31 protein-coding genes are annotated in these 26,200 nt (G+C 66.5%); 25 read left to right on the top strand and 6 right to left on the bottom strand.

The window, feature by feature from the left end; genetic code table 11:
- Positions 1 to 4 precede the first annotated feature (4 nt).
- From F9929_RS20250 to F9929_RS20230, 5 genes are read left to right on the top strand one after another with little or no spacing between them, the layout of a single operon-like run.
- The gene (locus tag F9929_RS20250; protein WP_235919468.1) at positions 5 to 964 is read left to right on the top strand and encodes a carbohydrate ABC transporter permease; all 960 of its coding nucleotides are present in this window, start codon (positions 5 to 7) and stop codon (positions 962 to 964) included.
- Positions 954 to 1,835 (top strand): carbohydrate ABC transporter permease, encoded by an 882-nt coding sequence (locus tag F9929_RS20245; RefSeq protein WP_152048360.1) that lies wholly within the window; start codon positions 954 to 956, stop codon positions 1,833 to 1,835. The genes F9929_RS20250 and F9929_RS20245 overlap by 11 nt, the downstream gene beginning before the upstream one ends.
- 16 nt (positions 1,836 to 1,851) lie before the next feature.
- Complete coding sequence (locus F9929_RS20240; RefSeq protein WP_152048359.1) at positions 1,852 to 2,862, top strand: Gfo/Idh/MocA family protein; 1,011 nt, start codon at positions 1,852 to 1,854, stop codon at positions 2,860 to 2,862.
- Positions 2,859 to 3,932 carry a Gfo/Idh/MocA family protein gene (locus tag F9929_RS20235; protein ID WP_152048358.1) on the top strand — a complete coding sequence of 358 codons (1,074 nt, stop codon included), beginning with the start codon at positions 2,859 to 2,861 and terminating at the stop codon, positions 3,930 to 3,932. The genes F9929_RS20240 and F9929_RS20235 overlap by 4 nt, the downstream gene beginning before the upstream one ends.
- Before the next feature lie 23 nt (positions 3,933 to 3,955).
- The gene (locus F9929_RS20230) at positions 3,956 to 5,032 is read left to right on the top strand and encodes an ABC transporter ATP-binding protein (RefSeq protein WP_152048357.1); all 1,077 of its coding nucleotides are present in this window, start codon (positions 3,956 to 3,958) and stop codon (positions 5,030 to 5,032) included.
- Positions 5,033 to 5,077: 45 nt separating this feature from the next.
- On the opposite strand, the gene F9929_RS20225 is transcribed toward F9929_RS20230, so the two are convergent.
- Positions 5,078 to 6,169 carry an NADH:flavin oxidoreductase/NADH oxidase gene (locus F9929_RS20225; protein ID WP_152048356.1) on the bottom strand — a complete coding sequence of 364 codons (1,092 nt, stop codon included), beginning with the start codon at positions 6,167 to 6,169 and terminating at the stop codon, positions 5,078 to 5,080.
- Between the two features lie 87 nt (positions 6,170 to 6,256).
- Between F9929_RS20225 and F9929_RS20220 the strand changes: the two genes are divergently transcribed.
- From F9929_RS20220 to F9929_RS20190, 8 genes are all read left to right on the top strand, one after another.
- Positions 6,257 to 6,592: an ArsR/SmtB family transcription factor gene (locus F9929_RS20220; protein ID WP_235919466.1), complete on the top strand. Its 336-nt coding sequence runs from the start codon at positions 6,257 to 6,259 to the stop codon at positions 6,590 to 6,592.
- Positions 6,593 to 6,707: 115 nt separating this feature from the next.
- Positions 6,708 to 6,956, top strand: coding sequence for an AbrB/MazE/SpoVT family DNA-binding domain-containing protein (locus F9929_RS20215; protein WP_152048355.1), 249 nt, complete (start codon positions 6,708 to 6,710; stop codon positions 6,954 to 6,956).
- Positions 6,957 to 6,961: 5 nt separating this feature from the next.
- Positions 6,962 to 7,348 carry a type II toxin-antitoxin system VapC family toxin gene (locus F9929_RS20210; RefSeq protein WP_152048354.1) on the top strand — a complete coding sequence of 129 codons (387 nt, stop codon included), beginning with the start codon at positions 6,962 to 6,964 and terminating at the stop codon, positions 7,346 to 7,348.
- Positions 7,349 to 7,424: 76 nt separating this feature from the next.
- Entirely contained in the window at positions 7,425 to 7,601 is a 177-nt protein-coding gene (locus tag F9929_RS24170) for a hypothetical protein (RefSeq protein ID WP_193227847.1), read from the top strand.
- Positions 7,602 to 7,862: 261 nt separating this feature from the next.
- Positions 7,863 to 9,362, top strand: a complete 1,500-nt coding sequence (locus F9929_RS20205) for an FAD-binding oxidoreductase (protein WP_152048353.1) — start codon at positions 7,863 to 7,865, stop codon at positions 9,360 to 9,362.
- Positions 9,359 to 9,772: a DUF4383 domain-containing protein gene (locus F9929_RS20200; RefSeq protein ID WP_152048352.1), complete on the top strand. Its 414-nt coding sequence runs from the start codon at positions 9,359 to 9,361 to the stop codon at positions 9,770 to 9,772. The genes F9929_RS20205 and F9929_RS20200 overlap by 4 nt, the downstream gene beginning before the upstream one ends.
- A complete protein-coding gene (locus tag F9929_RS20195; RefSeq protein ID WP_152048351.1) occupies positions 9,769 to 10,842 on the top strand; it encodes a hypothetical protein in 1,074 nt (357 codons plus the stop codon). Before F9929_RS20200 ends, F9929_RS20195 begins: the two co-directional genes overlap by 4 nt.
- Positions 10,826 to 11,137 carry a hypothetical protein gene (locus F9929_RS20190; protein ID WP_235919464.1) on the top strand — a complete coding sequence of 104 codons (312 nt, stop codon included), beginning with the start codon at positions 10,826 to 10,828 and terminating at the stop codon, positions 11,135 to 11,137. The genes F9929_RS20195 and F9929_RS20190 overlap by 17 nt, the downstream gene beginning before the upstream one ends.
- A 2-nt stretch (positions 11,138 to 11,139) precedes the next feature.
- On the opposite strand, the gene F9929_RS24330 is transcribed toward F9929_RS20190, so the two are convergent.
- Together F9929_RS24330 and F9929_RS20180 are read right to left on the bottom strand one after the other, a co-directional pair.
- Complete coding sequence (locus F9929_RS24330) at positions 11,140 to 11,859, bottom strand: hypothetical protein (RefSeq protein ID WP_210251367.1); 720 nt, start codon at positions 11,857 to 11,859, stop codon at positions 11,140 to 11,142.
- A gap of 115 nt (positions 11,860 to 11,974) precedes the next feature.
- Complete coding sequence (locus F9929_RS20180; protein ID WP_152048350.1) at positions 11,975 to 12,613, bottom strand: hypothetical protein; 639 nt, start codon at positions 12,611 to 12,613, stop codon at positions 11,975 to 11,977.
- Between the two features lie 165 nt (positions 12,614 to 12,778).
- On the opposite strand from F9929_RS20180, the gene F9929_RS24165 reads away from it, so the two are divergent.
- On the top strand, positions 12,779 to 13,270 hold the full coding sequence (locus F9929_RS24165; protein WP_193227846.1) for a PRC-barrel domain-containing protein: 492 nt from the start codon (positions 12,779 to 12,781) through the stop codon (positions 13,268 to 13,270).
- Between the two features lie 61 nt (positions 13,271 to 13,331).
- Here F9929_RS24165 and F9929_RS20170 read toward each other — a convergent pair whose 3' ends face one another.
- Positions 13,332 to 13,565, bottom strand: coding sequence for a hypothetical protein (locus F9929_RS20170; RefSeq protein WP_152048349.1), 234 nt, complete (start codon positions 13,563 to 13,565; stop codon positions 13,332 to 13,334).
- Positions 13,566 to 13,765: 200 nt separating this feature from the next.
- Entirely contained in the window at positions 13,766 to 14,326 is a 561-nt protein-coding gene (locus F9929_RS20165) for a hypothetical protein (protein ID WP_152048348.1), read from the bottom strand.
- Between the two features lie 261 nt (positions 14,327 to 14,587).
- On the opposite strand from F9929_RS20165, the gene repA reads away from it, so the two are divergent.
- The 9 genes from repA (at position 14,588) to F9929_RS20120 (ending at position 24,850) form a co-directional block, all read left to right on the top strand.
- Positions 14,588 to 15,835: a plasmid partitioning protein RepA gene (repA, locus tag F9929_RS20160; protein ID WP_152048347.1), complete on the top strand. Its 1,248-nt coding sequence runs from the start codon at positions 14,588 to 14,590 to the stop codon at positions 15,833 to 15,835.
- 82 nt (positions 15,836 to 15,917) lie between these two features.
- On the top strand, positions 15,918 to 16,967 hold the full coding sequence (gene repB / locus F9929_RS20155; RefSeq protein ID WP_152048346.1) for a plasmid partitioning protein RepB: 1,050 nt from the start codon (positions 15,918 to 15,920) through the stop codon (positions 16,965 to 16,967).
- 229 nt (positions 16,968 to 17,196) lie between these two features.
- Complete coding sequence (gene repC, locus F9929_RS20150; RefSeq protein WP_152048345.1) at positions 17,197 to 18,423, top strand: plasmid replication protein RepC; 1,227 nt, start codon at positions 17,197 to 17,199, stop codon at positions 18,421 to 18,423.
- A 121-nt stretch (positions 18,424 to 18,544) separates the two neighbouring features.
- Positions 18,545 to 19,387: an ABC transporter substrate-binding protein gene (locus F9929_RS20145; RefSeq protein WP_152048344.1), complete on the top strand. Its 843-nt coding sequence runs from the start codon at positions 18,545 to 18,547 to the stop codon at positions 19,385 to 19,387.
- Positions 19,384 to 20,517 (top strand): LLM class flavin-dependent oxidoreductase, encoded by a 1,134-nt coding sequence (locus tag F9929_RS20140; protein ID WP_152048343.1) that lies wholly within the window; start codon positions 19,384 to 19,386, stop codon positions 20,515 to 20,517. Before F9929_RS20145 ends, F9929_RS20140 begins: the two co-directional genes overlap by 4 nt.
- Positions 20,514 to 21,353 (top strand): ABC transporter permease, encoded by an 840-nt coding sequence (locus F9929_RS20135; protein ID WP_152048342.1) that lies wholly within the window; start codon positions 20,514 to 20,516, stop codon positions 21,351 to 21,353. Before F9929_RS20140 ends, F9929_RS20135 begins: the two co-directional genes overlap by 4 nt.
- The gene (locus tag F9929_RS20130; protein ID WP_152048341.1) at positions 21,350 to 22,078 is read left to right on the top strand and encodes an ABC transporter ATP-binding protein; all 729 of its coding nucleotides are present in this window, start codon (positions 21,350 to 21,352) and stop codon (positions 22,076 to 22,078) included. Before F9929_RS20135 ends, F9929_RS20130 begins: the two co-directional genes overlap by 4 nt.
- The gene (locus F9929_RS20125) at positions 22,075 to 23,028 is read left to right on the top strand and encodes an ABC transporter substrate-binding protein (RefSeq protein WP_152048340.1); all 954 of its coding nucleotides are present in this window, start codon (positions 22,075 to 22,077) and stop codon (positions 23,026 to 23,028) included. The genes F9929_RS20130 and F9929_RS20125 overlap by 4 nt, the downstream gene beginning before the upstream one ends.
- A 421-nt stretch (positions 23,029 to 23,449) precedes the next feature.
- Complete coding sequence (locus tag F9929_RS20120) at positions 23,450 to 24,850, top strand: FAD-binding oxidoreductase (protein WP_152048339.1); 1,401 nt, start codon at positions 23,450 to 23,452, stop codon at positions 24,848 to 24,850.
- Positions 24,851 to 24,914: 64 nt separating this feature from the next.
- Here F9929_RS20120 and F9929_RS20115 read toward each other — a convergent pair whose 3' ends face one another.
- Entirely contained in the window at positions 24,915 to 25,526 is a 612-nt protein-coding gene (locus tag F9929_RS20115) for a LysE family translocator (protein ID WP_152048338.1), read from the bottom strand.
- A gap of 122 nt (positions 25,527 to 25,648) precedes the next feature.
- Between F9929_RS20115 and F9929_RS20110 the strand changes: the two genes are divergently transcribed.
- Entirely contained in the window at positions 25,649 to 25,876 is a 228-nt protein-coding gene (locus F9929_RS20110) for a hypothetical protein (RefSeq protein ID WP_152048337.1), read from the top strand.
- Positions 25,873 to 26,184, top strand: coding sequence for a type II toxin-antitoxin system RelE/ParE family toxin (locus F9929_RS20105; RefSeq protein WP_152048336.1), 312 nt, complete (start codon positions 25,873 to 25,875; stop codon positions 26,182 to 26,184). Before F9929_RS20110 ends, F9929_RS20105 begins: the two co-directional genes overlap by 4 nt.
- Positions 26,185 to 26,200: the final 16 nt, after the last annotated feature.

Below are 26,200 nucleotides of genomic sequence, written 5' to 3'. Positions count from 1 at the left end.
CGCCATGTCCCTCCCCATCGAGGCAGGGAGCCTGCCACGCGCTTCCGCGCCGCCGGCCGCAGCGTCGTCCGGCGCGGTTCGGCGGTCCTTGCGCCGCAACGTGCCCGCTTATCTGTTTCTTCTGCCCTGGCTGATCGGCTTCTTCGGCCTGACGCTCGGCCCCGCACTCGCCTCGCTCTACCTGTCCTTCACCAATTACGACCTGATCCGCTCGCCCGATTGGGTGGGCGCGGCCAACTACGTGCGGATCGCCACCGACGACCCGAAATTCGCGGCCTCGATGCAGGTGACGTTCATCTACGTCCTTTTGTCCGTGCCGTTGAAGCTCATCTTCGCGCTTCTCGTGGCGCTGGCCTTCAACCGGGGCTTGAAGGGCCTGCCGGTCTACCGGGCGATCTTCTATCTGCCCTCGCTTCTGGGCTCCTCCGTCGCCATCGCCGTCCTTTGGCGCCAGCTTTTCGCCTCCGACGGCTTGGTGAACCTCGTTCTATGGCAAGCTTTCGGCATCGAAGGGCCGAGCTGGATCTCCAACCCCGATTATTCGCTTTATACCCTGGTGGTGCTGGCCGTCTGGCAGTTCGGCTCGCCGATGATCATCTTCCTCGCCGGCCTTCGCCAGATCCCGACGGATATGTACGAGGCGGCCGAGATCGACGGCGCATCCAAGACGCGGCAGTTCTTCCGCATCACCCTGCCGCTCCTCACGCCGGTGATCTTCTTCAACGCCGTGATCCAGACCATCGACGCCTTCAAGGCCTTCACCCCGGCCTTCATCATCTCGGAAGGCACGGGCGGGCCGATTAACTCGACGCTCTTCTACACGCTCTACCTCTACCAGGAGGCCTTCGGCTTCCTTCGGATGGGCTACGCCTCGGCGCTCGCCTGGATTCTGGTCGCGATCGTCGCCCTGTTCACGGCCTTTTCCTTCCTGTCGGCTCGCTACTGGGTGCATTATGACGATTGACGCCGCGAGCGCCCTGCCGCCGCCCAAGCCCGCCACTCGCCGTTCCCCCTGGCGCTCCGCCCTGATCCACGCCGCGCTTCTGGCCGCGTCCTTCGCGATGCTCTACCCCATCCTCTGGATGATCTCCGGGTCGGTGCGCCCGCAGGACGAACTCTTCGGCACCTCGTCCCTGATCCCCTCCTCCGTGGATTTCGGCTCCTATGTCAGGGGCTGGACGGGGCTGCAGGTGAGCTTCGGGCAGTTCTTCTGGAACTCGCTCTTCATCTCGGTCTTCGCCACGATCGGCAACGTGGTGGGCTGCTCGCTCGCCGCCTTCGCCTTCGCGCGGCTGCGCTTCGGCGGGCGCAACTTCTGGTTCGCGCTGATGCTGGGCACCCTGATGCTGCCCTATCATGTCGTGCTGATCCCCCAATACATCCTGTTTCTGGAAATGGGCTGGGTGAACACCTCGCTGCCGCTGATCGTGCCGAAATATCTCGCCACCGATGCCTTCTTCATCTTCCTGATGGTGCAGTTCTTCCGCGGCATCCCGCGCGAGCTGGACGAGGCGGCGATCATGGACGGCTGCTCGCCCTGGCGGATCTACTGGCGCATCATGCTGCCCTTGTCGCTGCCGGTTCTGGCGACGGCCGCGATCTTCTCCTTCATCTGGACCTGGGACGACTTCTTCGGCCCGCTGATCTACCTCAACGACATCAACACCTACACGGTGCAGCTCGGCCTGCGCTCCTTCGTGGATTCCACCGGCTCGTCCGACTGGAGCTCCCTTTTCGCCATGTCCAACCTGTCGCTCGTGCCCGTCTTCCTGTTCTTCCTTTTCTTCCAGCGTCTTCTGATCGAGGGCATCGCCACGACAGGCATGAAGCGCTGAAGGGATGCACCATTCCATGACCATTCGTTTCGCCGCCATCGGCATCAACCACGACCACATCAACGGCCAGGTGAACTGCCTCCTCACTGAAAACGCCGAGTTCGTCGCCTTCTTCGCCACCGAAGACGACCTCGCGGCCGATTTCGCGACGCGCTACCCGCAGGCGAAACGCGTGGACGACCCGCGCCGCATCCTGGACGATCCCGCGATCGACCTCGTGGTGAGCGCCGCCATTCCCGCCGAGCGCGCCGGGATTGCGGAGGCCGCGATGCGGGCCGGCAAGGACGTGATGCTGGACAAGCCCGGCATGACCACGATGGACCAGTTGGAGCACCTGCGGCGAGTGCAGGCCGAAACGGGCCGCATCCTCTCGATCCTTTATTCCGAGCATTTCGAGAACCGCGCCACCGTGAAGGCCGGCGAACTCGTGAAGGCCGGCGCGATCGGGCGCGTCGTTTCCACGGCGGGCTTCGGCCCCCACCGCATCCGCAAGGCGGAGCGCCCCGCCTGGTTCTTCGAGCGCGACCGTTATGGCGGCATTCTGGTCGACATCGCCTCGCACCAGTTCGAGCAGTTCCTGTTCTTCGCCGATGCCGGCGACGCCGAAATCCTGTCGGCGCGCGTCGCCAACCGCGCCCATCCAGACCGCCCCGGCCTTCAGGACACGGGCGACGCGCATCTCGTGGCGGGCGATGTCACGGGCTTCATCCGCGTCGACTGGTTCACGCCGGACGGTCTGCCGGTCTGGGGCGACGGCCGCCTGTTCATCACCGGCACCGAAGGCGCGATCGAGCTGCGCAAATATGTCGATGTCGCGGGGCGGCCTGGCGGCGACCACCTGTTCCTGACCGATCGCCGGGGCGTGTCGCATATCGACTGTTCGAACGAGCCCCTGCCCTATGGCCGACAGCTCATCGCCGACATCCGCGACCGGACGCAAACGGCGATGCCGCAGGCCCATTGCTTCAAGGCGATGGAACTCGCCCTGCGCGCCCAAAGCATCGCCGAAGGAGGTGCCGCCCGATGACGAAGCGTTTCAATGTCGCCGTGATCGGCTGCGGCATCGGCCGCTCGCATATCGTGGAAGGCTATCTTCCCCATCCCGCCCGCTTCGAGGTGGTGGAGCTTTGCGACCTCGACGAGGCCCGCATGAACGCCGTCGGGAACGAGTTCGGCATCACCGGGCGCTCCAAGGACTTCGACGCGCTTCTCGCCCGCCCCGACATCGACATCATCGACATCTGCACCCCGCCCGCCCTGCATCGCGAGATGATCCTGAAAAGCCTCGCGGCGGGCAAGCACGTCGTCTGCGAGAAACCGCTCGTCGGCTCGCTCAAGCAAGTGGACGAGATCATCGAGGCGGAAGGCAACGCGCGCGGCCGCCTCATGCCAATCTATCAGTATCGCTACGGCGACGGCGCGATGCAGGCTAAACGCATCGTGGACGCGGGGCTGGCCGGCAAGCCCTATGCGGGTTCGGTGGAAACCTTCTGGAAGCGAACCGCCGATTATTACGACAATCCCTGGCGCGGACGCTGGCGCACCGAACTCGGCGGCGTCCTGATGACCCACGCCATCCACAACCACGACCTCGCGACCTTCCTGATGGGGCCGATCGCGCGGGTCTTCGCGCGCACCGCGACGCGCGTCAACGCCATTGAGGTGGAGGACTGCGTGTCCGCTTCCTTCGCGATGGAAAGCGGCGCGCTCGTATCCGCCACCGCGACGCTCGGCAGTCAGGACGAGATCAGCCGCCTCCGCCTTCATTTCGAGAACGTCACCTTCGAAAGCGGCACGGAAGCCTATTCGCCCGGCGACGGGCCCTGGCGCATCCTGCCGGCAAACGACGGGATCGCGGAGCGGATCGGGGAGGTGCTCGAGAACTGGGAGCCGGTCGGGCGGCGCTTCGAGGGGCAGATGAAGGCCTTTCACGACGCCCTTCTCGCCGGCGACCCGCCGCCCGTGACGAGCCGGGACGCCCGGCGCTCGCTGGAGCTCGTGTCGGCGATCTACCATTCGGCCGAAACCGGCGCCGATGTCGCGCTGCCGATCGGGCAAACCCATCCGAAATACGAGAGCTGGCAGCCGCAAGGCTGAGCGGCGGCAAGGGAGGATCGACAATGGCGACCAGCATCACCCTCGACCGCGTGAAGAAGAGCTTCGGCGGCTTCGACGTCATCCACGGCCTCGATCTCCAGATCGATCCGGGCGAGTTCACGGTCTTCGTCGGCCCGTCGGGCTGCGGCAAGTCCACGCTTCTGCGCATGATCGCGGGGCTGGAGGACATCACCGACGGCGAGCTTCGCATCGACGGCGAGCGCATGAACGAGGTGCCGGCCTCGAAACGCGGCATCGCCATGGTGTTCCAGTCCTACGCGCTTTATCCGCATATGAGCGTCTACAAGAACCTCGCCTTCGGGCTGGAAACGGCGGGCTACAAGAAGCCCGAAATCGCCGCGCGCGTTCAAAAGGCCGCCGACGTCCTCCAGATCGGACCGCTTCTCCAGCGCAAGCCGAAGGCCTTGTCCGGCGGCCAGCGCCAGCGCGTCGCCATCGGCCGCGCCATCGTGCGCGAGCCGAAAATCTTCCTGTTCGACGAGCCGTTGTCCAATCTCGACGCCGAGCTTCGCGTCCAGATGCGCGTCGAGATCGCCGACCTCCACCAGACGCTCGGCAACACGATGATCTACGTCACCCACGATCAGGTGGAAGCCATGACCATGGCCGATAAGATCGTGGTGTTGAAGGAAGGCCGCATCATGCAGGTCGGGCGTCCGCTCGATCTCTACAACCGCCCCGCCAACCGCTTCGTCGCCGGCTTCATCGGCTCCCCGAAGATGAATTTTCTGAGGGCACGCGTGGCGGAAGGCGATCCGTCGCGGCGAACCATCGACGTGTCGGGCCTGAAGCTGACGCTCGACCATCCGGTGGAAGCGCGGAACGACGAGGACCTCGTCTTCGGCGTGCGCCCCGAGCACCTTCGCCCCGGCGAAGGCCACAAAGGTCTCGGCCAGGCCCATGTGCAGCTCGTGGAACATCTCGGCGGCTCGACGGTGGTTTATACGAAGACCGACACCGGCGAGACCACCACGGTGCTTCTCGACGGCCAGCAGCCGATCCGCTCCGGCGAAACCATTCCGCTCAGCTTTGACCCGTCGCAAAGCCACCTTTTCCGCGAAGATGGCCAGCGCATCTGACGGCATCGGCCGCCGCATTTTCGCGGCAGCCGAACGGAATCGACCTCAAGCGGCGCGGTAACGCTCCAGCCAGTGGGCATAAGGGGCGGGAAGCGTCCAGGCAGCCTTGTCGACGCCAAGCTCGATCGCCGCCTTGTAGGGCCAGTGCGGGTCGGCGAGAAGCGGGCGGCCGAGCGACACGAGGTCGACCTTCTCTTCCGCCACCAGCGCGTTCGCGCCGGCCGGGTCGCTGATGAACCAGCTCGTGGTCACCGGCAGGCCGGTTTCGCGGCGAACGCGCGCGGCGATCGGCGCCATGAAGTTCGGTCCCCAAGGGATGTTGGCGCTTTGCGTCGAGAAGCCGATGCTGACATCGATGAAGTCGAGCCCGCCGGCTTTGAACCGCCGCACCATCTCGATGCCTTCCTCGAGATCGTCCGATCCGTCGAACTCGGTGACGCCGAAGCGCGCCGTCAGCGGCAGGTTTTCCGGCCAGACCTCGCGCACCGCCGCCAGCGTTTCGAGGAGGAAGCGCGCCCGGCCATCGAACGAGCCGCCATAAGCGTCCTCGCGCTTGTTCGACCAGGTGGAAAAGAAGCTCTGCGCCAGATAGCCGTGGGCGAAATGGAGTTCCAGCCATTCGAAACCGGCGTCGCGAGCGCGCCGGGCGGCGGCCACGAAGTCGGCCTTCACCCGGTCGATCTCCGCCGTATCCATCGCCTTCGGCACCTTGGACAAGCCGCCGCCGAACGCGATGGCGGAGGGCGCGATCGTGTCCCAGCCGCGCGGGTCATCGGCGGCGATGTGGTCGTCGCCTTCCCAAGGGCGGTTGGCGCTGGCCTTGCGGCCGGCATGGGCGATCTGGATGCCGGGCACCGCGCCTGCCGCCTTGATGGCCGCGACCGCGCCGCGCCACGCTTCTCCCTGCTCGTCGTTCCAAATGCCGGCGCAGCCGGGGGTGATGCGACCTTCCGGCGAAACGGCGGTGGCTTCCGCGATGACGAGCGCCGCGCCGCCGCGGGCAAGACCGGCGAGATGCACGCGGTGCCAGTCGTTGATGAGGCCGTTCTCGGCCGAATACTGACACATCGGCGACACCACGATGCGGTTTCGCAATTCCGCATCTTTCAGGCGGAACGGCGTGAACAAAGAGGACATGAAAGAATTCCCGGATTGGGCCGGCGGGGATGGCCGGCTTTATTCGATAGTTCGAAAATAGTCGAACATTGAGCCGGCGACAAGCCCGTGCTAGTTTGGCCTGTGCGCACGATACGTCACCCCCCGATCGAAGACATCGCGCTGACCGCGGTGCTCTACGCCCTCAGCGACCCCGTTCGCCTCTGTGTCGTGCGGCAACTGGCGCGCGACGGCGAAGCGACCTGCTCGGCGCTCGATGGCGGGCGCCCGAAATCCTCGATGTCTCACCATTTCCGCGTGCTGCGCGACGCCGGGCTCGTCCGAACCCGCACCGACGGCCCCGCCCACATGAACGAGCTTCGACGCGGCGACATCGAAGCCCGCTTCCCCGGCCTTCTCCAGGCGGTGCTGGCGGACGGATCGGATACCGACATCGCGCCTTGAACTGGCCGCCCGGTAGGTGGCTTGTCTTCCCAATCTGCATCGGAAATGCCATTCTGCCCCTCCGGCACGGGAATGGTTCCCGCGTGAAGGCATCGTCCGGTCGGAGAAGTGCACCATGGTTGCGACCAAGGGCAAGATCGTCGAAGGGGGACGGGTGATCCTTCCCGCCGCCTTCCGCAAGTCCATGGGCATCGCCAAGGGCGATACGGTTCTGATGGAACTCCATGGCGAGGAGGTTCGCATTCGCCCCGCGCGCTCCGCCATGAAGCGCCTTCAGGAAAAGCTGCGCGCTTATGCACCGGAAAGCGGCCACGTGTCGGACGAGCTGATCGCCGACCGCCGCCGCGAAGCGGAAGAAAACTGACGCGAATGCCGGTCGTCCTGGATGCGTCCGCCGTCCTGTGCCTGCTTTTTTCCGAACCGGGCGCGGATAAGGTCGCAGCCCATCTTGGTGAAGCGAGCATCTCGGTGGTCAACTATTCGGAAGTCCTCGCCAAGCTCGTGGACCGGGGGCTGGATGCCGAGGAGGCGATCGCCGATCTCGCCGAACTCGACATGGTGGTGGTGGCCGTGGATCAGCGGATCGCCGAGGAAGCGGCACGTCTTCGATCCCTCACCAGAACGGCGGGCTTGTCTCTTGGCGACCGCTTCTGCCTGGGTCTTGCCCGCCATCTCGCCGCACCCGTGCTGACCACTGACCGCGCCTGGAAGGACATCGCCGCCGCCAGCAAGGTGACGGTCGAACTCGTGCGCTGATCGCCGGCGTTGCGGGTGTTCCGCGCGCGAAACGGTCGGCCTTATGCCGACTCTTTGAAAATGGAGACTGGAAAGCGTGAGCGGCGACGAGAGGGCCGACGGCGGGAAGGCCGAGACGGTGGAGGAGAAGACCGCCCGGCTGAAGGCGGCGCGGTTGCAGGCCGAGCGCGACAAGCACGCCCGCACGGATCGCGCCTTCCGCAAGGCGGCGGCGCGGCGCAAGATATTGGGCGACGATAAGCCGGCGAAGTGACGGCCGGACGCCCCTCCCCTTCCCCAAACGCCTTGCGCGAACGCCCCTTTCGGGCGTGGCTTCGGCGGCCCGCGCCGGTTGACTCGGGGCCGAGTTCCATGGAACCCCTTGGCAGGTCTTCAGGTGGGCAAGGACCGGCTTTCCGATCGGCGGCGCAGCGCTGGCGCCGGCTCGGTGAGCGCGCGTCGGGAAGGGGGAGCGGATGATCGAAGGCTTGCCCGGAAAACACGCGAGGGCGTCGAAGCCCATGCGGTGCCGCCCATGAGCAAGGGCACCAGAGCGCTCACCCGCCGCACCCTTCTCGTCGGCGGCGGCGCGGTTCTGGGCGCCGGCCTCGTCGTCGGGCTCGGGGCGGAACCGGCGGTCTTCGGCCGCCCGCCCGACGCCCCTCCCCCCGGCCCCGACATCCTGAACGACGCCAGCGGTCTCAGCCCCGTGAAGGTCGCGCGGCACGTCACCGTATCGGATTCGGGCGACGCGGCGCTCGCCGCGCTTCGCCGGGAACTCGGCGACGCCAAGAGCGCCGGACGGCCCTTCATCGCCAGCGCCGCGCGCCATTCCATGGGCGCGCAGAGCTTGGCTCATGAGGGCACTGCAGTCACGCTCCACCAGAACGCGGCCGAGATCGACACCGCGAACGAACTCTACCGCGTGCCGGCGGGGGCGCGCTGGATCGAGGTGATCCGCCGCCTCGACGCCGCCGGCTGGTCGCCGACCGTGATGCAGTCCAACAACGATTTCGGCGTGGCCAGCACCTTTTGCGTCAACGCCCATGGCTGGCCGGTCGCCCACGGCCCCTTCGGCTCCACCGTTCGCTCGCTGCGTCTTTTGACCGCCTCCGGCGAGGTGGTGGAATGCTCGCGCGAGCGCGAAGCCGATCTCTTCCGCGCCACGATGGGCGGCTATGGCCTGACCGGCGTGATCCTCGACCTCGATGTCGCGATGACGCGCAACATGCTGCTCCAGCCGCGCTTCGAGACGATGCCGGCGGCGGAGTTCGGCACCCGCTTCATCGAGGCGGCGAAGGACCCCGTCGTCCGCATGGCCTATGGCCGGCTCGACGTGACGCTGTCCTCCTTCTTCGAAGAAGCGCTTCTCGTGTCCTATCGCCCGGCCTCGGAGGAAGGCACCCTACCGGAAGCGGTCGGCTCGGGCTTTCTCAGCCGCGCCTCGCGTTACGTGTTTCGTGAGCAGGTCGGCTCGGACGCCGTGAAATCGCTGCGCTGGGGGATCGAGACACGCGTCGCGCCCAAGCTCTACGGCGGGGCGACGCGCAACAGCCTTCTCAACGAGCCGGTGGCGACGCTCGACGACGGCGATCCGTCGCGCACCGACATCCTCCACGAATATTTCGTGCCCCCGGAGCGCTTCGCCGATTTCGTGGCCGCCTGCCGCGAGGTGATCCCCTCCTCTTATCAGGACCTTCTCAACATCACGCTGCGCTTCGTCGCCGACGATCCCGACAGCCTGCTGCGCTACGCGACCGGGCCGCGCATCGCGGCGGTGATGCTGTTTTCGCAGGAAATGAGCCTTCGAGCCGAACAGGACATGGACCGCATGACGCGCGAGTTGATCGAGCGGGTGCTGGCGCTGGGGGGCACCTATTACCTGCCCTACCGCCCCCACGCGACGCCGGACCAGTTCCGCCGCGCTTATCCCGACCACGCCCGTTTCGCTGCCTTCAAGCGCAGCGTCGATCCCGCCCTCACCTTCCGCTCCCCGTTCTGGGACCGTTACCTTGCCGAGGACGCCGCCACGTGACGAAGCTTCGCCTTCTGTGTTTCGCCTATGCCGCCGCGCTCCTCGGGGCGGCGAGCCTCAACTACGTGCCCGGCCTGACGGATGCGGAAGGCCGCGCCTTCGGCATCTTCGCGCTCGACATCTATGACGATCTTCTTCACCTCGCCTCCGCCCTTTGGGCGCTGACGGCCGGGCTCCTGTCGCATCGCGCGGCGCGCTCGTTCCTCCTCCTCTTCGGCACCCTCTACCTCGCCGATGGTCTGCTCGGCCTCGCGACGGGCTCGGGGTATCTCGATCTCGGCATCCTGAACTACGGCTTCCAGGACCTGCCCTTCGGCTTCAAGATCCTCGCCAACCTGCCGCACATCACGCTCGGCGGCGTCGCGCTCGCCGCAGCCCTTCTCGACAAGCGGCGCGGGTTCGCGGCGTGAAGCGCCGCTGGAAATTCGCCACCGGCCTCGGCCTTCTTCTTCTGGCAGTGCTCGGCCTCGTCGGCGCGCCGATCGCCATTGTCGAGACCGCCTGCCGGGGCGAGTCGGCGGGGGAGGCTTACCAACCGATCATCACGGACGCCGCGTGGCAAAGGCCGGAAGCACGCACCTTTCTCACCTATCCCGAATGGCACATGGTCTATGCCTACGAGGATTTGGCAAAGGTGCTGGAGCGCGGCGACGAGCACGATTTCGGCTACCTCCGCGCGATGGCGTCCTTCTGGTCCTCCTACTGCGCCCTCAACCGCGAGGCCGACGCGCATGGCGGGGCCGACGGGGCGACGCGGCAGATGATCTACACGATCGGCACGAGCTTCGACCTCGAGTTGGGGCTGAAGGCGCTCTACGAAAACACGCTCGGGCGGCTCGCGACCTTGGTGCGGGGACCGGAAAAGGTGCCGCAGGATCAAGTCGCGGCCGAAATGGCCCGGCAATATGGCGCCTTTCTCCACCAGACGCCGTGGTACAAGTTTCCCTTCGCGGAATGGTCGGACCGGCTTTGGACAGCGCCGGTGACGGGCGGGCTCCGCTCGTGGGAGCGCCGGCTGGCGCTCGGCGGCGAATGGAGCGCCAAGCAGTTCTATGCCGGGGCGATCGAAAGCGCCGTCGCGGCGACCGGCCAGGACCAGTTGCGCATTCGCAGCGTCGTGCGTGGCCTGTCCACTGACGCGCTGGCCGCCATTCCGGGCGTCGCGGTGGTGGCGGAAAGCGAGAAAGGCACGGTGATCGAAACCGACCGCTACGCCGCCTTCACCGCGATCCTGAAGACCCTCGCCGATGCGGGCGCGACCGTGGTGGAGATCGCCGGCAATGACGACATCATGCTGTCCACCCTGCAGCCGCCCTCCCCGCCTCCCCTCTCCGATGGCGTCCGGGCGGTATACTCTTTTGATGCGCGGGAAGGCGGGACGCGGCGGGTGCTGGTGCTCCTCAAGGTCGCCGCCTTGTCGGATATTTTGCGCGCGGCGGCGGGGAGCGGCGTGACGGTGGAGCATGTCTTCGATTATTGAGCGCCGCATCAAAGGCGCGGCGCGGGTGCTTGGCATCGCGAGCCTCATCGCCGGCGGTTGGATGCTGGCCAATGCCGCGATCTTGGCTGCCACCGAAAAGGCCGACGCGGTTCTCGTTCTCTTCGCCGGACCGGTCGGCTCCTTTCCGCTGCCGCCCGGCGTCGCCATTCTGGACTGGGATGGCCGCTCGGGGCGCTTCGTCGGCACTGAGCCCGGCTATGTCGCCGATCTCTATCGCTCGGGCGCGCTTCTGGTTCTGCCTGCGCGCGGCGGCGGGTGCGTGGCGTTTCGTTAAGGTTAATTCGCTTTTGCCGCCCGCCGCTCCATCGCTTCGCGCGCGAAATGCTCGATGCTTTGTCGACCGCTCGGATCGACGGCGGCAAGGAAGCGCCGAAGCTCGGCGGGCTCGGAATGGAGGGTCGCTTCCACCATGCGGGCGAAATCCTCTCCCGTCACTTCCGCGCTGCCCCGGACCATGGAGCGTTGCAGCACGACATGGGCGGCGACTTCCAGAACCGCGCGGCGGTAAGGGCCGGCGAGAAGGCGGTCCAGATCGCGCGCCGTGATCGGAAATGAAAAGGACGTGCTGAAGAAGCCGGAATCCACCGGCAGGGAATAGATCAGCCGCCCCGCCACCTCGTCCACATGCGGCTCGTAGCCATCGCCCATGCGGCGAACCGGGGGCGGGTGGCTTCGCTCATAAGCGCAGAAGATTTCGACAAGCGCGGCCGAGGGCGGGCCGAAGACCTGCACCAAGGCGTGGAACATCGCGACATGCCGGCGCTGGAGGTTGTCGTATTCGGTCCAGCCCGGCTTGCCGCGCCCGCCCGGATAACCGCCGCGCCCTTCGGCGATGCCGGCGCTCGACGCCAGATGGACAAGCCGGGCGAACAGGTCGGCGGGCGTTCGCGGCAACGGCTCGTCGCCGGAGAATGCCTCCGCGAAGAAGGCGCGGGGTTCAGGCGGCAAGGGCGCGATCAGGTTGGCGAAGGCAGCGCGTTCTTCCGCCGAGGGCATGGCAGGCTCCAGGGGCTTCGGGCGGCGGAAAAACTGGCGAAGCGAAAACCTCATCGCGGCCGATCGTGCCACGGATGACGGATCGGCGTCACGCGCGAACCACAGATGCCTCCGCTCACCGCAGGAGGCCGTCCAGCGCGAAGGCATCCCAGCCGTCGAGCCTCGGCTTCGATGCGGGCTCGTTCTTCTCCCGTGCCGGGCGAGCGGTTTTTTTCGCGCCCCTGCCGGCTCTGGTTTCAGCGGCGCGGGCGCTGGCGCGGCGGCGGTTCTCAACCGCAGCCTCCCGGTCCTCCTCGCGCCAGATGGCGGGCTGGTCGCGGTCGGCGAGATCCTCGATATGGCGCGGATCGAAGACGTGGAAGGTGACGGCCTTTTTGCGGCCGCGCAGTTTCACGGTTCTGGTGCCGGCGCTTTGCAGGCGGCCGTCCTTGGTCCATTTCAGCCGCTCACGCGGCGCGATCGCCAGGATGTCGTCGACTTCCCGCGGCAACATGGGAAGGGCCTCGATCCCTTGAAGCGCGCCTTCCACCGCGTCGCGGCCCGCCACGAACCGCTCTTCGTCGCCGTCCGGGACGGCGAAGCGGATCGTGCCCTGCGCCACAGTGAGGAACGGGCGGGAAGGCCAGGACAAACGCGCGCGGATTTCCTGTTCGATGCCCTTGGCGCGCACAGCCGAGCCGAGCGCGGCGGCGCTCGGAAAGGGCCATTCGGCAATCAGAAGGGACGCGGCGTTGCCGCCCGGCTCGGTGGTCATGCCGCTTCAACGCCGATCCCGCCCGATCTTTCCCTTTGGAGTCCTCGTCAAAGGAGGCCGTCGCGAAAAAGCGGGTGCGACATTTGGAACCCTCCCCCCGGTCCCGCCCTTACTCAGCCGACAACGGCGCCGCTGGCGTCACCGACCCTTGTTCCAGGAGTTCTCATGAAGACCCGCATTCTCGCCGCCTGCCTCGCCACCGTTTTCGCGGCGCCCGCCGCTTTCGCGCAGCAGACGACGGTGACGCCCGGCGCCGCGCCGACGCAGACCACCGCGCCCGGCACCACGACCGCCGCGCCCGCGACAGCCGCCGCCGGCGGTCCCTTCTACACCGTGCAGGCGCCCGCCGCCGGACAGATGGCGATGAGCCATCTGGCGAGCGACATCGAGGGTTTCGACGTCTACGGCGCGAACAACGAAAAGATCGGCGAGATCGAGGATCTTGTGGTCAACAGCGACGGTCGCGTCGCGGCCGCCGTGATCGAGGTCGGCGGCTTTCTCGGTGTGGGCGAGAAGAACGTTCTGGTGAACTTCGACGCCCTTCAGATGCGGATGGAAGGCAACGAGATGCGCGTGTCGATCGACGGCATGACCAAAGATTCGTTGACCAATGCGCCGAACACCGATCTGAAGGCGGAGTTCCCCGATCACGACTGATCGGCATTTCCTAGATTTCGGAGGGCGCGTCTCGGGAGCGAGGCGCGCCTTTTTCGTTTGTTCAGAAGGATCGCCGCCGCAGGACGTGGACATTGCTCATGTCCGGCTCGGGCACCGGTTCGACCTGCTCCAGCTTGTCGCGGTTGAGAAAGTCTTCCAGGATTTCCGCCGCCCGTGCCGCGAGATCGGAGGTCAGGCGCGTTTGCGATTTTGCGGCCCCGGCTGCTTCGCGCGCCGCGAGCCTGAGTTCGACCAGCGTCATCCACGCTTCTGTTTGAAAATCGGGATCGTGCATCCATCATCTCCCCTCGCTTGGCCGTATCGAACCATCGAAATGAGGCCTCGGTCCGGCGAGGCCATGGAATGCTGTGGATTGGCGTTCCGCCGAAGGCGACGTTCCGCGCGCTGCTTCGATCATGGGCCGGAACGAAACGCCGTGTCATCCGATGAATCGCTACTTGGCTAACCTAGCGGAAGGCGGCGACATCGAGCGTCTCAGGAACCCGGATCGTAGATTGCCGTCGCGATCACCTTCACGGCGCGCGTTTCCGGCGGCACGTCGAGCCGGCGCGACAGGGTGAGCGTGAACTTCGGCTCCTCGCGCGAGCGAAAGGAGGTCGAGGACACGCCGGAGGGTGAGGGAAGGTCCTCCAGCTTTTCCCAGCGCGCCGCAAATTCCGGGGAAGCGATGACCGCCTCGATCGACGACGCGAAGTCGCCCTCGCCCTGGCCGACGACGTGGCAGATCGGAAGGGCGTCGGACACGGTCAACACGAAGCCGGCCTTCGGTGAGACCGGCACCTTCCAATGCTTGAGACCGCGCCGCAACTCGGGCGGCGGCAGAGCGGAGGGCGGAACCTTCGCCAAGCTCGTCACCCGGTTGCCGAGGCCGATGGCGGCAAGGAACGGGCCCGGTCCGTCGTTCCAGCTCGCCGGTTGGAGCGCCCAGGCTTCGCAGCCGCGCAGAGCCGCCGCGAAGCCGGTTTCGTGGGCGGGGTCGGCTTGTGCCGGTGCGGCCGACATGAGCAAAGCAAGGAGGAGAACGGCTCGTTTCATAACGGCGGGCGACCTCATGTTCGGGCGCGATCAAGCGCTTTTCGCAGCGCTCCCCACGCTCTCGCAGCCTGCGTTGACACCTGTCAACGACCGGCATTGGATGAATCACTGGCTGCCCCTTGACTCGAATCGGATAAGAGTCGCTAACTCGTTAAAGTTACGCTTAAGGGCCGCAGTTTTGCCTTCTCGCGTAACCCGCGTGAGACCGGCGCAAGTCACGAATCGTAGACGCGGATCGTGGCGCGCGGCAAGCGCGGACGAATGACGAGGACGGGCAGCGTGAAGGCTGAAGCGAAACGAGACAGGCGGCCGCGAACCGCCGACGAACAGATCGCCGAGGATGCGAAGCTCTTGTCGAGCCAGCTCTCGGCCATGCGCACGCGGCTGTTTCCGCCGACCGCCTCGAAGAGCCTGCGCTCTTTCACCTCTGGCGAAGCGGCGAAGCTCATCGGCGTGTCGGACGGGTATCTGCGCCAGCTTTCCATCTCGGGCGAGGGGCCGCAACCGGAAATCGGGGCAGGGGGCCGCCGCTCCTATACGCTGGCCGATATCGCGGCTTTGCGCCAGCACCTCGCCGGCCAGCACGAGCCGGGCAGCGCCAAGGCGCGGACATACTTGAAATGGCGCGACGAGGCGGCGGGCGAGCACTTGCAGGTCATCGCCGTTACCAACTTCAAAGGCGGCTCCGGCAAGACCACGACGGCGGCGCATCTGGCGCAGCACCTCGCCTTGAAGGGCTATCGCACGCTGGCGCTGGATCTCGATCCGCAGGCCTCCTTTTCCGCGCTGCTCGGCTATCAACCGGAACTGGATCTCACCGGCAACGACACGCTTTACGGCGCGATCCGCTACGACGAGAACCGCGTGCCGATGTCGGCGGTGATCCGGCCGACCTATTTTCACGGGCTCGATCTCGTGCCCGGCAATCTGGAGCTTCAGGAGTTCGAGCACACGACGCCGCGCCAGCTCGCCGAAGGGGCCGGGGACGGCACGCCCTTTTTCGCGCGCGTGCAGGAGGCGATCGCCTCCGTTGCCGAGAACTACGACGTCGTGGTGCTCGACTGCCCGCCGCAGCTTGGCTTCCTGACGCTCGGCGCGCTTTGCGCGGCGACCTCCGTGGTGGTGACGGTGCATCCGCAGATGCTGGATGTCGCCTCCATGAGCCAGTTCCTGTTCATGACCTCGGACCTTTTGTCCGTGGTGCGGGAGGCCGGCGGCACGCTGAATTTCGACTTCCTGCGCTATCTCGTGACGCGCTACGAGCCCCATGACGGGCCGCAGGCGCAGATCGCCGGATTTCTGCGCGCCCAGTTCGGCGACCGCGTCCTCACCCATCCGATGGTGAAGTCCACCGCGATCTCGGATGCCGGCCTCACCAAGCAGACGCTCTACGAGGTCGCTCGCGAGAACTTCTCTCGCCTCACCTACGACCGCGCCATGGAAGCGTTGACCGCTGTCAACGGCGAGATCGAAGCGCTCGTCATCGAAGCCTGGGGGCGGAGCGCATGAGCGGGGCTTGCGGAAAATCTATCCCCGCCTGGGCCCCGTCGCTTTCAATGCGGCGGACGGAACCAAGAAGGAGGGTTGATTCGTGAGCAAACGCAAGGACGAGCTTCGCGCCCTTCTGTCAAGCACCGGCCCGAAGGCGGAGGACGAACGCGCCCCGGAAATCAAGAGCATCGAGGGGTTGCAGCCGGCGCCCGAGCCACGACCGGAACGCGCCACTTCCGGCGCGGTGAAGGCGATGGGCCTCGCGCTCGGCAATTTGCGCGGCGGCGCGGAGGAAGCGCGTGCCTTGCGCGAAAGCCTCGCCAAGGGCGCCCATGTCGTGGAAATCGACCCGGCGCTGATCGAACCGGCCTTTCTGTCGGACCGGCTGTCGCGGGCAGGGGACGGCGACGAGAGCTTCGAGGCGCTGAAGGCCTCCATCGCGGAAGGCGGACAGGAAGTGCCGGTGCTCCTCCGCCCGCACCCCGATGCCGCCAAGGCCGCGAGCGGCCGCTACCAGACGGCTTATGGCCATCGCCGCATCGCCGCGCTCGCCGCGCTGGGTCGCAAGGTGCGCGCCGTGGTGCGCCCCTTGAGCGACGAGGAACTGGTGATCGCGCAAGGCAAGGAAAATTCCGAGCGGCGCGACCTGTCCTTCATCGAGCGGGCGATGTTCGCCAAGGCGCTGATCGCGCGCGGCTTCGAGCGGCGCACGGTGCAGGCCTCGCTGGCGCTGCACAAGGCCGAACTGACGCGGCTTCTTCAGGTCGCCGAGGCGATCCCCAGCCACTTCGCCGCCGCCATCGGCCCCGCGCCGAAAGCGGGCCGCCTGCGCTGGATGGCGCTTGCCGAACTCATCGCGACGGAAGCGGGGCATGAAAAGGCGCAGGACGAGATCACGCGTCCGAGTTTTGGGCAAGCGGCGAGCGACGAGCGCTTCGCCATGCTGCTCGCCCGGCTGACGCGCACTTCGCAAAAAACGCGGGGGGGAAGCGAAACCCTGACGGGGGAGGGGGGCGCGCGCATCGCTGCGCTGCGTCGCTCGACCAAGGCCGTCACCATCGAGATCGCGGCGAAGGATTTCGCCGATTACGTCGCCGCCGAGTTGCCCGCCCTCTACGCCGCCTTTCTGGCGCGAAACAAGGACGGCTGACACGACATCACTCATTCCGAGACGGGCAACATAAGCCCGCCGGATGAACCGACCCGCAACCAGCCCGCAAAGGAGCGATATCGAGGAAAAGAAAAAGGCCCCCAGAACGTCACCGCCCGGAAGCCTCTCAAGATGTAGCAATCCAAGAGAATCATTTCCGGGACTCGAAGTCAAGAGTCCGGTCCGTTCCGGAAACGCCTCCGCTTTGCCTCGATTCGGCGTGTGACCCATGACCGGACGACAATGGAGTTCGCCTTTCGGCGCGCGGCCGCTTTCGGCTGCCCCGATGCTGGCGGAAATGACCTTGCGCGCGCGCCAGGATGCGGCGGCGCGCGACCAGATGAACGGGGAGGGCGGCGGCGGCAACGACATGGCGCTCGCCGACAAATGGCAGTTCCTGCGGGCGCTCACGGAAGCGCGGGCGCGCTTCGGCCTGTCGGACCGCACCATCGGCGTTCTGGAAGCGCTTCTGTCCTTCCATCCCGGCAAAAGCGTCGACGGCGCTCGGGCCGTCGTGGTGTTTCCCTCCAATCGCGAATTGTCGCTGCGCTCGCGCGGCATGGCGGCTGCGACGCTGCGCCGGCATCTGGCGGCGCTGGTGGACGCCGGCCTCGTGCTTCGCCGCGACAGCCCGAACGGCAAGCGCTTTCGCCGTCCCGGCATGGATGGCGAAGCGGAGGAGGTCTTCGGCTTCGATCTCTCGCCAGTGGCGGTCAAGGCGGGCGAGGTCTTCGAGGCGGCGGAGGAGGAACGCCGCCGCTTCCGCGCCGCCGCGCGTCTGCGCTCGGCAATCTCGCTTCTTCGCCGCGACATCGCCAAGGTGATCGAGGCGGCGCTGACCGAGAGCCGCGCCGGCCCGTTCGAAAACTTCGCCGCGCGCCTCGCCACGATGGTCCCATCCCGCCGCGCGGAGCTGGCCGATCTGACCGCGATCGAAGCGGACCTGACGCGCCTCTGCGCTGAAGTGGAAAACGCATATCTTTCCGCACTATCGGAACAGGAAATGAGCGCCAATGAGCGCGAAACCGAGCGTCACCATGAGAATTCAAACGAAGAACCCAATCTTGAATCAATCGGCCACAGACTTGGAAAAAAGGCGGAACCGGCTGAGCCCGACATCGAAGGGCAGGGGCGGCGCCAACCGGGGGCCGATCTCGGCACCGTGCTGAGGCTCTGCCCGGACATTGCCGACTATGCCAAGGACGGCATTCACGATTGGGGAGCCCTGCAACGGGTGGCGCAACTCGTGCGCGGCTTTCTCGGCATCTCGCAGCCCGCCTGGAAGGCCGCCGAGGACGCGATGGGCGGGGTGCAGGCTTCCATCGTCGTTGCCTGCATTCTCCAACGCGCGTCCCGCATCCGCTCGCCGGGCGGTTACCTGCGCGACCTGACGGAGCGCGCGAAAGCGGGGCGCTTCACCGTGGAGCCGATGCTGCGGGCGCTGGATGGCGGGTGAGGGCGGTGCAAATTTATTCCAGGAGAGGGCGGATCGACGCGGTGTGCGTTCTTTCACCGACCGGGCGCGGTGGATATATCTGTCCATACGACGAGTGGATAATCGGGCGAGGCGAGGCGGTTTGCGGATAGGCACTCACCCGAACAACCTGCATCTGACGCTGGCGGCCCGCTGGCCCGGAGCCTTCGCGGATCTCGGCGCGCGCTTCGTGTTCTATCCCGAAGGGCGGGACACGGCGGCGCTTCTGGCACGAGGCGAGATCGATGCGGGGGGCACCGGCTCGACGCCGCCGATCCTGGCGGCCGAGGCGGGGCACGCTGTCGCCTATCTCGCGGCATCCGCGCCCCGGCCCGCCAATGGCGCGATCCTCACCCGCGCGAATGGGCCGGTCCGCGATGTCGCCGATCTGAAAGGGCGGGCGGTGGCGCTGGTGGACGGCTCGTTCCTGACCTTTCTTCTCGCCCGCAGCCTGGAAGGGGCGGGCTTGGGGTTGGGAGACGTGATCCGGCGCGACCTGTCTCCCGACGCTTCGCGGCAGGCTTTGGCGTCCGGGGAGGTCGCTGCCTGGGTGGCGATGGCTCCGCATCTGGAAGAAGCGCTCGGCGACGGGCAACATCGCATGCTTGGCCCGCGCGGCTCCGGCATCGCCAACCGTTCGCTGTTCTGGACGCTGAAAGGGCGGGAACTGGACGGCGAGGAGCGTGCCGCCTTTCTCCACGGCTTGCAGCGCCTCGGCGAGGCGATCGCCGCCGATCCCAGGCGCGCGGCGGCCTACTTGAGCGAAGGCAAGGGAGAGGCGGAACGGCGCGCCTGGACGCGCGTCGTCGCGGGGCGCGACTGGCGGATCGAACGGCCGAGCGCCGCGATCCATGCCGAGCAGAACGAGGAAGCGGACACGCTGTTACGGCACGGCGTTTTGTCCGCCCCGGTGCGGATCGCGCGGACGGGCGAGGGGGCAGGTTGAACGTTCTTTGGTATATGTGTGCGCCCGACGGCGCTTATCCGTGGAAGCGCGAGGGCTCGCGCGCGGTGGACTACGGCTATTACCGCCAGCTCGCCCAGGCCTACGATCACCTCGGCTATACGGGCGCGCTGTTCGCCACCGGCGCGCACGATGTCTGGGCGCTGGCCGGGGCGCTTCTGCCCTATGCGAATCGCATGAAGTTCCTGCTGGCCTTTCATCCCGGCCTCGTCGCCCCGACGCTTCTGGCCAAGATGGCGGCGACGTTTCAGGAATTTTCCGGCGGCCGCCTTCTTCTCAACGTCGTGTCGGGCGATGCCAAGATGCTCGGCGCTTACGGCATGGCGTTGCCGCACGACGAGCGCTATGCCATGGCCGAAGAATATCTGCGGATCTGGCACCGCTTGATGGCCGGCGAAACCGTGACGTATGACGGCCGCTATTTCCAGACCGTGGACGCGAAGCTCGCCCTGCCGGCGGGCTCCAGCATCGCGCCGCCGCCGCTCTGGTTCGGCGGGTCGTCGGATGCCGCGATCGAAGTTGCCGCGCGGCAGGTCGACACGTATCTCTCCTGGGGCGAAACGCCGGCGCAGATGGGCGAGAAGGTCGAAACCGTGAAACGCGCGGCGGCCGCCCATGGGCGCGAGCTTTCCTACGGCATCCGCTTGTACGTGATCGTCCGGCGCACCGACGCGGAAGCCTGGGCGGCGGCGGCCGATCTCTACGCCGAAATGGATGCGGCGGCGATCGCGGCCAACGGGCGCTTCACGTCGGGCACCGATTCCGTCGGGCAACAGCGCATGAGCGCCATGCATGGCGGGGTGAAGCCGGCAAACCTTCGCGATCTGGAAATCGCGCCGAACCTTTGGGCCGGCATCGGCCTCGTGCGGCCTGGCCCCGGCACGGCCATCGTCGGCTCGCCCGACACGGTGATCCGCACGCTGGAAGCCTATCGGGCGGTCGGGGTGGAAACCTTCATCCTGTCCGGGATGCCGCTTCTGGAAGAAGCCTGGCGCTTCGGCGAACTGGTTCTGCCGCGCCTCGACGTGGAGCGCGCCGCGCCCGTCGCCAAGCAGTTCACCTGGTCGACTTTGTTCGACCGCGACCCGAATGCCGGGCAGGGGAGCGCATGAGCCGGATCGGCGTCGCGAAGAACCCGCCCGCCGGAGCGGGAAGGGAGACCGCACCGTCAGCCGGTGCCAAACGCGCGCGCCGCTTTGGCTCGCTCTCGCGCCTCGTGTCGCCGCTCGCCATCCTCGCCCTTTGGCAGGGGGCGAGCGCGTCCGGCCTTCTGTCGCCCTTTATCCTGGCCTCGCCGGCGACGATCGCGGGAACGGCGGTGGATCTGGTCGCGGGGGGCACGCTTCTGCCGGGGCTTCTCGTGTCTTTCGGGCGCGTGGCGGCGGGCTTTTCGGTGGCGCTGGTGGTCGGGGTCGCGCTGGCGCTGGTGGCGGGCCTGTCGCGCCTTGGCGAGAGCGTGGTGGACCCGCCGATCCAGATGTTGAAGGCCATGCCGTTCCTCGGCCTCCTGCCGCTTTTCATTCTGTGGTTCGGCATCGGCGAAGCGCCCAAGATCGGCATGGTGGCCTTCGGCTCGGTGTTTCCGATCTATCTGACGCTGCATGGCGGCATTCGCGGCGTCGATGCGCGGCTGGTGGAAGCGGGGCGGACGCTCTCGCTCGGGACGCTGTCGCTCGTGCGACACGTGGTGCTGCCCGGCGCGCTGCCCTCGCTCTTGGTGGGCGTGCGCTATGGCCTCAGCGTCGCGTGGCTGAGCCTCGTGGTCGCCGAGCAGATCAACGCGTCGAGCGGCATCGGCGCGATCATCACCTATGCCCGCGATTTCCTCCAGACCGACGTGATCGTGGTCTGCCTTCTCGTTTACGCGGCGATGGGCCTTGCGACCGACGCCCTGGTGCGCGGCATCGAGGCTTATGCCCTGCGCTGGCGTCCTGAGGTGTCGCGATGAGCGCGGTTGTCGCGATCCGGGGATTGACGCGGCGCTTCAATGGGGACGCGCCGGTTCTCGACCGGATCGACCTTTCCATCCAGCCCGGCGAGTTCGTGGCGCTGCTCGGGCGCTCGGGGTCCGGCAAATCGACGCTGCTTCGGGCCTTGGCGGGGCTCGATCCGATCACCGGCGAGGGGATGACGCTGCCCGAACGGCGCGCCGTGGTGTTTCAGGAACCCCGGCTGATGCCGTGGAAAAGCGTGATCGATAATGTCGCACTGGGTGTACCCGGTGCGCGCGAAAACGGCGCGGCGGCGGCGGCGCTCGCCGATGTCGGCCTGTCGCACCGCGCGGGAGCCTGGCCGCTGCGCTTGTCGGGCGGCGAAGCGCAGCGGGCGGCGCTGGCGAGAGCGCTCGTGCGCGAACCGCAGCTTCTGCTTCTGGACGAGCCTTTCGCCTCGCTCGACGCGCTGACGCGGCTTCGCATGCAGGCGCTGGTGCGGGAACTCTGCCGGCGGCACCGCCCGGCGGTTCTCCTCGTCACCCACGATGTCGGGGAAGCGTTGGCGCTGGCGACCCGCATCCTCGTGCTGGAGGGTGGGCGCTTTCGCCGCGACGTGTCTGTCGGGGTCGATCATCCAAGACGCCGAACCGATCCGAGGCTGGCCAGCCTCGAAGCCGAGCTCCTCGCCGAACTCGGCGTCGGCGAAACAAACATCTTCGAGGGGGAAACACCGACATGACTTCGCGACGGCACATCCTGGCGGGCCTCACAGCCGCTTTTATCGGGCTCGGCACGGCTCTGCCGCAGGCAAGCGCGGCGGAAACCGTGCGGATCGGCTGGCTGCGCGGGCCGAACGACATCACGCTCGCCAAGGCGCGGGGCTCGCTCGAAAAGGCGCTCGCAGAAAAAGGCGTCACGGTGGAATGGTCCGGGCCGTTTCCCGCCGCCGCGCCCGCCTTCGAGGCGCTGAACGCGGGCGCGATCGACATCACCGCGGGAAGCTCGACCTCGGCCGTCGCGGCGCTCGCCGCCCGCGTGCCCCTCGCCATCTTCGGCTACCAGAAGATGGCGCCCGCCTCCGAAGGCATCGTGGCAAAACCCGAATCCGGCATCGCCTCGTTGCGGGATCTGAAGGGCCGCAAGGTCGTGGTGAATCGCGGCGGCACGGGCGAATATCTCCTGGTGCGGGGGTTGGAAACGGCGGGTGTGGATGTGGGCAGCGTCGAGCGCGTTTACCTGAGCCCCAGCGACAGCGGGCCGAGCTTCGTGCAGAACCACGTGGATGCCTGGGCGACCTGGGACCCGTTCCTCGAGATCGCGCAAGTCACCTATGGCGGCCGCGTGATCGCGGACGGCGCGGCGATCGGCTCCGACAACGCGGTGGTGCTGGTCGCAAGCCGAGACTTCGCCGACAAGCATCGCGACACGCTGCAAGCCGTGTTCGACGTCTTGAAGTCCGACAACGCGTGGGGAGTGGCCAACAGGGAGGAAGCGGGCGCGATCTGGGCCAAGGAAATGGGCCTTCCCGCCGCGCTCGGGCCCGCGGTCGGCGCGCACAACGCCGTGCCGACGACGCCCGTCGGCGAGGGCGACATCGCTGAGATCGACAGGATCGCCGGGTGGTATGCCGCCAACCGCATCATTCCGGCCAAGCCCGACATCGCGGCGGGAACCGTCTCGTTGCGCTAAGAACCGGGGACAGAACCTAGCGGAGGAGGGCTGATGAGGACTTTTCGTTCCTGGCAAGGCGCCGAGCGCAGTCCATGCAGCGCATGGGCGAGCATCGGCAACGGAGTCCGGGGGCGGAAAGGCCCGTCAGACCGACCCGTTGGGTTCTGTCCCCGGTTCTAAGAGCCTATTTGACAACCCGACCGGGTCAGCCCGCCGGGTCTTTTCCGTCCCCGTCCTGCGGACCGCCGATGCCGCCGGCATCACTTAAGTTTGGCGCCTCACGGGAACGAAGAATCCCTCGCCGGGCCTCAGCCGGCGAGTTGCCAAATAGGCTCTGCGGCGGTCGCATGGGCATCGGGGCCGCGATGGGTTAAGTTGTTGGAAACAAGCGATCCGGGGAACTCACGCGCCCGGATCGAACCGGAATGCAAGGCCCGTCATGCTTCAGCCTATCGCAAACCCGCCACGCACCGCCGAACTCGTGGCGCGGTTGCGCGATCTTCTCGGGGACCGATGCTCGACTTCCGTATCCGAGCGCGAGCATCACGGGCGGGGCGAGTCCTACCATCCGGTCGCGCTGCCCGATGCGGTCGTCTACCCGTTGTCGACGGCCGAAGTCAGCGCGATCGCGGCGCTTTGCAACGAGCATCGCGTGGCTCTCATCGCCTTCGGGGCGGGCACCTCGCTGGAAGGGCATGTGTCGGCGCTGTCCGGCGGTGTGTCGCTGGACTTGAGGCGCATGGACACCATTCTCGCCGTTCACGCCGAGGATCTCGACGCCACCGTCCAGGCGGGCGTGACGCGCAAAGCACTCAACGCGCATCTTCGCGACACCGGCCTGTTCTTTGCCATCGATCCGGGCGCCGACGCCACGCTCGGCGGCATGGCCGCGACGCGCGCTTCGGGCACGGCCGCCGTGCGCTACGGCACGATGCGCGAGAATGTCGTGGCGCTCACCGTGGTTCTGGCCGACGGGCGCGTGGTGAAGACCGCCTCGCGGGCGCGAAAATCCTCCGCCGGCTACGACCTGACGCGGTTGTTCGTCGGCTCGGAAGGCACGCTCGGCATCATCACCGAAGTCACCGTGCGCCTTCATGGCCAGCCGGAAGCCGTGTCGGCGGCGATCTGCACCTTTCCGGCGATCTCGGACGCCATCCAGACCGCCATCGAGGTGGTGCAAAGCGGCATTCCGGTCGGGCGGATGGAGTTTCTCGACCCGAACGCCATCGCGGCCGTGAACGCCCATTCCGGGCTCGATCTCGCGGTGCGCCCGACCTTGTTCTTCGAGTTTTCCGGCAGTCCGAGCGCCATGACAGAGCAGAGCGAGGCCGCGCGCGATCTGGCGCTTGGCAATGGCGGCGAGGGCTGGAGCTTCGCCACGAGCCCCGAGGACCGCTCGCGCCTTTGGCACGCCCGACACGAATTTCACTACGCCATCCAGGCCCGGCGCCCCGGCGCGACGGTCTGGGCGACGGATGCCTGCGTGCCCGTGTCGCGCATGGCCGAATGCATCGAGGCCTCGCTCGCGGACGCCGCCGGCGCGTCCTTTCCCCACGCCGCGGTCGGCCATGTCGGCGACGGCAACTTCCACATGAGCTACCTGATCCGCGCCGACGACCCGGCCGAACTCGCCGAGGCGCAAGCCCTCAACGCCCGCCTGATCGAGCGCACCCTGGCGTTCGGGGGCACCTGCACGGGCGAGCACGGCGTCGGCTACGGCAAGTCGAAATACCTCGTCGCCGAACACGGCACGGAAGCCGTCGACGTGATGCGCGCCATCAAGGCCGTCCTCGACCCGAACGGCGTGCTCAATCCGGGGAAGGTGTTGCCGGGGTTATGAAGGGGACAAAAGGTGTGTTGGAACAGCGGGTTATAAAAGTGGCATAAGTTTCATTATGGAACTATTATCGTGCTGCGATGGCCGCTGCTGCTAAGGCCATCGCACCCCCACTGATTTGGTTGATACGTTTAACTGCACGACTATTTTTCAAGACATGCCGCGCTTTGGAAGCGAGCAGCACCCATGAAAGATCAATCGCGATCAACGTGACAAGAAGTGTGGCGACGAGTTGAAGCCATCCCATCGTCGTCACGCCCTGCATGTCGATGATCGACGGTAAAAGGGTCAGATAAAAAATCATGTTCTTTGGGTTGCCGATGGCAACGGAAAGCCCCGAAAGGAAGGTGGTAACAGCATTTCTTTTCAGTGAAATACTACCTGATTCAATTTCCGGCTTGCTAGTGAATAAATCCCAAGCGAGGTAAAACAGATATAGAACGCCAACCCACTTAATGGTTTCGAAAATCAGACTGAATGTTGCTGCTAGAGCTGCAAGGCCAGCAATAGCAGCACTCAACCAAAGAGCCTCACCAAGCCAAATCGCGACCAAGAACGGTAAGACACCTCGCACCCCTCGCGAAAGGACGCGAGCGATAAGTGCGGCAACGGTTGGCCCTGGACTTATAGAGTCGGCGATCAAAGCACCGGCGAAGATGAGAAGAGCCATCATAGTCATGGGCGCACGGTAGCATATCGCAACGGTGAGATGCTGGTCTGGAACTCAAGGGTTGCGCATAAAACCAAACCGCTGATTACTCCTGGCTTCTTTCGTGCATCAATGACGTGCATAATGACGGCATGACCGAACTTCTTGAACAGGCGGTTCAAACCGCCCGCGCTCTTTCGCCTGGAATGCAGGACGAGATCGCCCGCATGGTGCTGGCCTATGCCGCCCGTGACGGAGCGGTTTATCAACTGACGCCTGAGGAGGAAGCCGACTTGATCGAGGCGGAGGCCGAGCTTGAGCGCGGCGAGATCGCGACGGACGCCGAGGTCGAAGCGGTGTTTTCGAAATACCGCCTTTGAGACTGCGATACAGCGCCGCCGCGCTTCGCCAGATCGATGCCGCCCTGTCCTTTGTCGGCGAGCGTTCTCCGCAAGGCGCAGCGTCTTTACGCAAGCGCATTCTTGCTGCCGCAGCCTTGGTGCAAGATCACCCCTACGCCGCGCAGGCGACCAGCCGGGCGAACACACGGCGCGTCGTGCTGGCCCCCCATCCTTACGTCCTGTTCTACCGTGTTGCGGCCGACGAGGTGTTCATCACGCGTTTCCGGCACACTGCCCGCAAGCCGCTTGAAGGGGTCGGCCGCAAGGAGCGAGTTGGCGGCCGGTGACGAGATGAAGGCGTAC

The sequence above is a fragment of the Aureimonas psammosilenae genome, assembly GCF_009176975.1.
GTDB classification, from domain to species: Bacteria; Pseudomonadota; Alphaproteobacteria; order Rhizobiales; family Rhizobiaceae; genus Plantimonas; species Plantimonas psammosilenae.
The sequence above is the reverse complement of the archived record's forward strand: the minus strand, read 5'-3'. Positions and strand labels throughout refer to the sequence as shown.

Coding starts and splice junctions, on each gene's coding strand:
- F9929_RS20225 (WP_152048356.1), bottom strand. CDS start 6,169: ATGTCCTCTTTGTTCACGCCGTTCCGCCTGAAAGATGCGGAATTGCGA.
- F9929_RS20130 (WP_152048341.1), top strand. CDS start 21,350: ATGAGCGCGGTTGTCGCGATCCGGGGATTGACGCGGCGCTTCAATGGG.
- F9929_RS20240 (WP_152048359.1), top strand. CDS start 1,852: ATGACCATTCGTTTCGCCGCCATCGGCATCAACCACGACCACATCAAC.
- F9929_RS20230 (WP_152048357.1), top strand. CDS start 3,956: ATGGCGACCAGCATCACCCTCGACCGCGTGAAGAAGAGCTTCGGCGGC.
- F9929_RS20190 (WP_235919464.1), top strand. CDS start 10,826: ATGTCTTCGATTATTGAGCGCCGCATCAAAGGCGCGGCGCGGGTGCTT.
- F9929_RS20135 (WP_152048342.1), top strand. CDS start 20,514: ATGAGCCGGATCGGCGTCGCGAAGAACCCGCCCGCCGGAGCGGGAAGG.
- F9929_RS24165 (WP_193227846.1), top strand. CDS start 12,779: ATGAAGACCCGCATTCTCGCCGCCTGCCTCGCCACCGTTTTCGCGGCG.
- F9929_RS20215 (WP_152048355.1), top strand. CDS start 6,708: ATGGTTGCGACCAAGGGCAAGATCGTCGAAGGGGGACGGGTGATCCTT.
- F9929_RS20120 (WP_152048339.1), top strand. CDS start 23,450: ATGCTTCAGCCTATCGCAAACCCGCCACGCACCGCCGAACTCGTGGCG.
- F9929_RS20125 (WP_152048340.1), top strand. CDS start 22,075: ATGACTTCGCGACGGCACATCCTGGCGGGCCTCACAGCCGCTTTTATC.
- F9929_RS20115 (WP_152048338.1), bottom strand. CDS start 25,526: ATGACTATGATGGCTCTTCTCATCTTCGCCGGTGCTTTGATCGCCGAC.
- F9929_RS20110 (WP_152048337.1), top strand. CDS start 25,649: ATGACCGAACTTCTTGAACAGGCGGTTCAAACCGCCCGCGCTCTTTCG.
- F9929_RS20250 (WP_235919468.1), top strand. CDS start 5: ATGTCCCTCCCCATCGAGGCAGGGAGCCTGCCACGCGCTTCCGCGCCG.
- F9929_RS20170 (WP_152048349.1), bottom strand. CDS start 13,565: ATGCACGATCCCGATTTTCAAACAGAAGCGTGGATGACGCTGGTCGAA.
- F9929_RS20165 (WP_152048348.1), bottom strand. CDS start 14,326: ATGAAACGAGCCGTTCTCCTCCTTGCTTTGCTCATGTCGGCCGCACCG.
- F9929_RS20205 (WP_152048353.1), top strand. CDS start 7,863: ATGAGCAAGGGCACCAGAGCGCTCACCCGCCGCACCCTTCTCGTCGGC.
- F9929_RS20245 (WP_152048360.1), top strand. CDS start 954: ATGACGATTGACGCCGCGAGCGCCCTGCCGCCGCCCAAGCCCGCCACT.
- repA (WP_152048347.1), top strand. CDS start 14,588: ATGACGAGGACGGGCAGCGTGAAGGCTGAAGCGAAACGAGACAGGCGG.
- F9929_RS20180 (WP_152048350.1), bottom strand. CDS start 12,613: ATGACCACCGAGCCGGGCGGCAACGCCGCGTCCCTTCTGATTGCCGAA.
- repC (WP_152048345.1), top strand. CDS start 17,197: ATGACCGGACGACAATGGAGTTCGCCTTTCGGCGCGCGGCCGCTTTCG.
- F9929_RS24330 (WP_210251367.1), bottom strand. CDS start 11,859: ATGCCCTCGGCGGAAGAACGCGCTGCCTTCGCCAACCTGATCGCGCCC.
- F9929_RS20235 (WP_152048358.1), top strand. CDS start 2,859: ATGACGAAGCGTTTCAATGTCGCCGTGATCGGCTGCGGCATCGGCCGC.
- F9929_RS20210 (WP_152048354.1), top strand. CDS start 6,962: ATGCCGGTCGTCCTGGATGCGTCCGCCGTCCTGTGCCTGCTTTTTTCC.